Origin of the sequence: Micromonospora sp. M51 (assembly GCF_018070305.1) — a bacterium.
Lineage (GTDB): Bacteria > Actinomycetota > Actinomycetes > Mycobacteriales > Micromonosporaceae > Micromonospora > Micromonospora parva.
In genome coordinates, this window is sequence record NZ_JAGPXZ010000388.1 from 1 (window position 1) to 5,728 (window position 5,728).

At 73.2% G+C, this 5,728-nt stretch carries 7 protein-coding genes; 2 read left to right on the forward strand and 5 right to left on the reverse strand.

Translation table 11 applies throughout. The features are described 5' to 3' along the window. Positions 1-1,056: DEAD/DEAH box helicase (locus KBX53_RS20075; protein WP_210860991.1), on the reverse strand; the 1,056-nt coding region annotated here is incomplete at its 3' end. An 86-nt stretch (positions 1,057-1,142) separates the two neighbouring features. Here KBX53_RS20075 and KBX53_RS20080 point away from each other — a divergent pair. Then, on the forward strand, positions 1,143-1,901 hold the full coding sequence (locus KBX53_RS20080; RefSeq protein WP_210860993.1) for an HAD family hydrolase: 759 nt from the start codon (positions 1,143-1,145) through the stop codon (positions 1,899-1,901). 87 nt (positions 1,902-1,988) lie between these two features. Further along, complete coding sequence (locus tag KBX53_RS20085; protein WP_245233648.1) at positions 1,989-2,900, forward strand: DMT family transporter; 912 nt, start codon at positions 1,989-1,991, stop codon at positions 2,898-2,900. Here the strand turns inward: KBX53_RS20085 and KBX53_RS20090 are convergent. From KBX53_RS20090 to KBX53_RS20105, 4 genes are all read right to left on the reverse strand, one after another. Next, positions 2,863-3,747 (reverse strand): diacylglycerol kinase family protein, encoded by an 885-nt coding sequence (locus KBX53_RS20090; protein WP_051708563.1) that lies wholly within the window; start codon positions 3,745-3,747, stop codon positions 2,863-2,865. The two genes, KBX53_RS20085 and KBX53_RS20090, sit on opposite strands and share 38 nt — an antisense overlap. Before the next feature lie 276 nt (positions 3,748-4,023). Then, complete coding sequence (tatC, locus tag KBX53_RS20095) at positions 4,024-4,974, reverse strand: twin-arginine translocase subunit TatC (protein ID WP_030332936.1); 951 nt, start codon at positions 4,972-4,974, stop codon at positions 4,024-4,026. Positions 4,975-4,992: 18 nt separating this feature from the next. Continuing rightward, positions 4,993-5,307: a Sec-independent protein translocase subunit TatA gene (tatA, locus tag KBX53_RS20100; protein ID WP_210860995.1), complete on the reverse strand. Its 315-nt coding sequence runs from the start codon at positions 5,305-5,307 to the stop codon at positions 4,993-4,995. Positions 5,308-5,466: 159 nt separating this feature from the next. Then, positions 5,467-5,728, reverse strand: a 262-nt coding sequence (locus KBX53_RS20105) for a hypothetical protein (protein WP_309140814.1), incomplete at its 5' end; no start/stop codon positions are given.

Sequence of the window (5,728 nt, forward strand, 5' to 3'; positions counted from 1 at the left end):
GGGAATGGCGGTGACCCGGGACTCGACGACCCGGCGGATCTCGGCCCGCTCCTCCGCCGAGGTGAGCCGCAACCCGGCGGCGAGGCACTGCTGCACCGCGGCGGCGCACCCGGCCCGGCTGAAGATGAACAGGATCGCCGGCAGCAGACCCTCCCGGTCCAGCCGGTCGACGATGTCGGGGCGCATCGGGCCACGCCAGCGCGGGCCACGACGCCCGGCACCGGGGCCAGCGCTGCGCCCCTCGCCCAACTCCAGCCGCCGCACGGTCTCCCGGGTGTAGCGCAGCAACTCCGGGTGCACGTCGTGCTTGCGCGCGGCGTCGGCGTCGTGGAACAGGTCGAACATCCGCTTGCCGACCAGCATGTGCTGCCACAACGGCACCGGCCGGTGCTCGCTGACCACCACCGCGGTCTCGCCGCGCACGGTGACCAGCCAGTCGGCGAACTCCTCGGCGTTGGACACGGTCGCCGACAACGAGACCAGGGTGACCGAGGCCGGCAGGTGAATGATCACCTCTTCCCACACCCCGCCGCGGAACCGGTCGGCCAGGTAGTGCACCTCGTCCATCACGACGTACGCGAGGCCCTGCAGGGTGCTGGAGCCCGCGTAGAGCATGTTGCGCAGCACCTCGGTGGTCATCACGATCACCGGCGCGTCGCCGTTGATCGCGTTGTCGCCGGTCAGCAGGCCCACCTGCTCGGCGCCGTACCGGGCAACCAGGTCGTGGTACTTCTGGTTGGACAACGCCTTGATCGGCGTGGTGTAGAAGCACTTGCGCCGCGCCGGTGGGGTCGTCGCGTCGGCGGCGGGCACCGGGTCGTCGGGCCGCCCGCGCAACGCCAGGTGGACGGCGAACTCCCCGACCACCGTCTTACCGGCGCCGGTGGGAGCGCAGACCAGCACACCGCTGCCCCGCTCCAGCGACTGACACGCCTCCCGCTGGAAGTCGTCGAGGTCGAACCCCAGCTCAAGGGCGAACTCGTCCAACGCCGGAAACTGTGCGGCTTGTGCGGCCTTGCGGCGCGCCGCTGCGTACCGCTCGGCGGGGCTCGACATGGCACCAAGATTAGTGCGTGCCGAGTCACAGCACCCCACAAGGCCGTCCCGAGGGGCGGTCGGGGGCGGTCGGTAGGGTGCACGGCGTGCCGGACCATGCCGAACCGCCCCAGACCAGTCCGCCGGGCACCGCCGAGCGCCGGGCGTCCCGACGCCCGGTCAAGGCGGTGCTCTTCGACTTCCACGGCACCCTGGCCCAGGTGGAGGACTCCCAGCGGTGGGTGCTGGAGGCCGCGGCGGCGTGCGGCGTCACCCTGGACCGGGTCCGCGCCACCGCACTGGCCGACCGCCTGCTGACCGCCGGACGCGCCGGCGGGCCGCTGCCGGCGCGGGTGCCACCCCGACTGGCCGAACTGTGGGCCGACCGGGACCTCTACCAACACGCCCACCGGGGCGCGTACACCGGGCTGGCCGAGACCGTCGACGCCGGCATCGACGGCTTCGCCGACGCGCTCTACGAGCGGCTGCTGACCGCCGACGGCTGGCAACCGTACGCCGACACCGCCCCCACGCTGACCGCGCTGCGCGACGCCGGGGTGCCGGTGGCGGTGGTCAGCAACATCGGCTTCGACCTGCGGCCACACTTCGACACCTGGGGGCTGACCGACCTCGTCGACGCGTTCGTTCTCTCGTACGAGGTGGGGCGGTGCAAACCCGACCCGGCGATCTTCTGGCGGGCCTGCGGCATGCTGGGCGTCGATCCGGAGCAGACCCTGATGGTCGGCGACACACCCGCGGACGCCGGCGCGGTGGCCGCCGGCTGCTCCGTGCTGGTGCTCCCGGCCGCCGAGCCGGGTCGGGAGAACGGCCTGGGCGCGGTGCTCGACCTGGCCCTGCCGGGCTGAGCGACACCGGCCCGACCCGCGCCTTGTTGGTCACTGAGGTGGACACCGCCGCGCTGTGGCCCGGGCGCAACGCCTACCGTCGTGCCCGTGACGGACACCCTGCTGCCCACCCCACCCTCGGGCGAGACACGACCGGCCCGGCGCGGTGGCGTGGCCGCCGTGGGGCTGGTGCTCGGCGGGGCGCTGTCGGTGCAGTTCGGCGCCGCCGTGGCCGCGTTGCTCTTCCCGCGTACCGGGGTGGCCGGCGCGGTGACCCTGCGGCTGACCATCGCCGCGGTGCTGCTGCTCGTGGTGTGCCGGCCCCGGCTGCGCGGACACGACCGCTCGGCCTGGCTCGCGGCCGGCGCGTTCGGGCTGGCGCTGGCCGGCATGAACTCGCTGTTCTACCAGGCCATCGAACGCATCCCGCTGGGCCCGGCGGTGACGCTTGAGGTGCTCGGCCCGCTGGCGTTGTCGGTGTTCTCCGCCCGACGCCTGGCCAGCTGGGGCTGGGCCGGGTTGGCACTGGCCGGGGTGGCGCTGCTCGGGCAGGGCGGCTTCGACCGGCTGAACCCGGTCGGGGTGGCCTTCGCGTTCGGCGCGGGCGCCATGTGGGCCGCGTACATCGTGCTGAGCGCCCGGGTCGGCGGCCGCTTTCCCGGCGCGGACGGGCTGGCCCTGGCGCTGACCGTCGCCGCGGTGGTCACCCTGCCGCTGGGCATCGTCGACGGCGGCGCGGTGCTGCTCGACCCGCCGGTGCTGGCGCTCGGCGCCGCCCTCGCGGTGCTCGCCTCCGGGCTGCCCTACACCCTGGAACTGCTGGCGCTACGGCGGATGCCCACCGCCACGTTCGCGGTGCTGATGAGCCTCGGCCCGGCCGTCGCCACGCTCGCCGGGTGGCTGGTGCTGCGGCAGGCGCTGACAGTGCTGGAGTGCGTCGCCATCGCGCTGGTCATCGCGGCGAGCATCGGCGCGGTCCGGGTCAACGCAGCAGCCGCAGGGCGGCCGGAACCGCGCTGATCGTCACCGGCAGGGCCAGTGACCGTTCCCCGTCGGCGTACGAGGTGATGCCCTCGGCGGCCACCTCCACGGTGCGGGCCCGGAAACTGCGCACCAGCGGGTGGCTGACGTGGGTGCCCTGATAGATGCGCGGCTTCACCCGGACCAGGGTCCGCCGGTTGACCCGACCCGCCACCACCACGTCGAGCAGCCCGTCGGTCGGGTCCGCGTCCGGGCAGATCCGCATGCCACCGCCGTACGTCGGGCAGTTGCCCACCGCCACGAGCACCGCGTCCAGGTCGTGCGGCACCCCGTCGAGGCGCAGCGTGTAGCGGCGGGGGCGCAGCCGGGCCAGCTCGACCAGGATCGCCAGGTCGTACCGGCGTGGGCCGCGTGGCCAGCGCATCCGGTTGGCCCGCTCGTTGACGATCGCGTCGAACCCGGCCGCGAGGACCGCCCCGTACCACCGCTCGACGCCGTCGACGCCGACCATCCGGGCCAGGTCGACGGGTCGACTGCGGCCGTCGCGCAGCGCCTCGCCGATCATCACCGCCGCCGCGAGGGGGTCCGCCGGGAAACCGGTGTCCAGCGCGAAGTCGTTGCCGGTGCCGGCCGGGATCGGGCCGAACGGCACGTCGGTGCCGGCGACCGCCTGCAACGCCCGGTGCACGGTGCCATCCCCACCGACCGCCACCAGCGCGCCGGCGCCGTCGGCCACGGCGGCCCGGCACGCCGCCTCCGCCTCGGCGGGGCTCGACGCCGGCAGCAGCCGGATCGGCCGCCCGGCGACGGCCAACCCGTCCAACAGCCGGGGCAGCAGGGCCCGGTAGCGTCCCCGACCCGCGGTCGGGTTCGTGAGGACGGCCACCGGGCCACCGGGGAGCGGGGCGCGGTCGACCGGTCCACCGGCGAGCGGGGCGCCGCCGGTCGGTCCGCCGGCGACCAGGGCTCCGTCGGTCGGTCCGCCGGCGGCGGGCAGGTGATCGTCTGCGGTCACGGGCAGCACCGTACCGGTCGGACACCCGCCGTTTCCCCGGGGCGGCCGCCGTCACCTTCAGTCCCGCCGCCGACGCGGGAGGTGACGCGACGACGCCGCCCCCGGGAACCCGGGGACGGCGTCGGTGGACCGGTCGGCGCGGGGCCGTCAGGTCATGTCGTCGTAGCGGCGCTCGATCGGCGCGGGAGGGGCGACCGGCTCGGGTACGCCGATCGGCGCGGTCGAGTCGACCCGCTGCCCGGCCACGACCGGGTCCGCGTCGAACTCCAACGGCGACACCTCGTCGTCGTCGATGCCGGCGTAGATCTCCTTGCCCCGCCCACGCCGCTTGTCGTTGAGGAACGCGACGCCGACGGCGCCGAAGTAGAGCGCGGAGAGGCAGAGCGCCAACGCGGTCATCCCGAACGGGTCCGGGGTGGGGGTGACCACGGCGGAGAACGCGAAGAACACGAAGATCGCCACCCGCCACCAGCTGAGCAGCCGCTTCGCGCTGGCGATGCCCACGAAGTTGAGCATCAACACGATCAACGGGAACTCGAACGCCACCCCGAACAACAGGATCAGGTTGGTGACGAAGGAGATGTACTTGGTGATCTCCAGGGTGGTGCTGATCTCGCTGTCGGAGATGCTGAGCAGGAACTCCAGGCCCTTGGCCGTGACGAAGTACGCCAGCACCGCACCGGCCGCGAACAGCGGCGCGGCGAGGGCGGTGAAGAAGTACGCGTAGCGTCGCTCGTGCCGGTGCAGGCCGGGCGCGATGAACGCCCAGAGCTGGTAGAGCCAGACCGGTGCGGCCACGATCAACCCGACCCAGAGCGCGACCTTCAGGTTGAGCAGGAACAGGTCGGCGGGGCCGAGCTGCACGAACTCGCACTTGCCGTCGACGAATCTGGCCTGCGGGAGGTCACAGTAGGGCTGCTGGAGCAGGTGCAGCACCGGCTTGGCCAACCACACACCGAGACCGAACCCGATGAGGATCGCCACGGACGCGCGGAAGAGACGGTTACGCAGCTCGCGGACGTGCTCGATGAGCGTCATCGAGCCGTCGGCGGCCCGCTCGAAGCTGCTCGGGCCGCGCTTACGCAGGGCGAAGGCCACGGGAGTGGGGCCCTTCGGTCAGTTGTCGCGGACGCGGTGCACCGGGTCGACGACCGGCTGCTGCGGCGGGGCCTGCTGGTACGGGGCCTGCTGCGGCTGACCGGCGTACGGCGCCTGCTGCCCGGTGTGCGGCGGCAGCGGCTGGTAGGCGGCCTGCGCGTCGGCCTTCTCGGCGAGGTCGCGGTCGTCGTCCTGCAGGCTCTTCGTCTCGGCCTTGATGATCCGCAGCGACCGACCCAGCGACCGGGCCGCGTCAGGGAGCCGCTTCGCACCGAAGAGCAGGATCAGCACAACCACGAGAACAGCGATGTGCCACGGCTTGAGGGCACCCATGAGAAGCTCCAGTCGCTCTGTGTCCGAGGGGTGGTACGCAGCCCATCGTACGTGCGGATCGGCTGCCCGCCACCCGTTGGGTAGTGGTGGTTTGGCCGGGAGGGTGAAGTCTTGACCAACCCACGATGATCCGTCAACCACCACCAGGTGCGGGCGCGATCAGCCGCGCTTGGCCTTGATCACCGCGAGCCGTCGGGAGGTGGTGTCGAGCCGACGTTGGACGTCCTCGGCGCGTTGTTGCAACGCCTCGGCGGTGTCCCGCAGCGCCTCGGCCTCGGCGGCACGCCGCTGCAACGCCACGGCCGCGCGGCGCAGCTGGGGCAACCGGGCCAGCACCGGGCGCACGGCCAGCGCGAGCACCACGAGGGGCAGCAGCACCACCGCGAGGACGATCCAGATCAGCACGGCGGTCAGCCTACTG

What these genes read in the sequence shown, in the direction of transcription:
- tatA (WP_210860995.1), bottom strand. Translation starts at nt 5,307, where the DNA reads ATGGGTGCCCTCAAGCCGTGGCACATCGCTGTTCTCGTGGTTGTGCTG.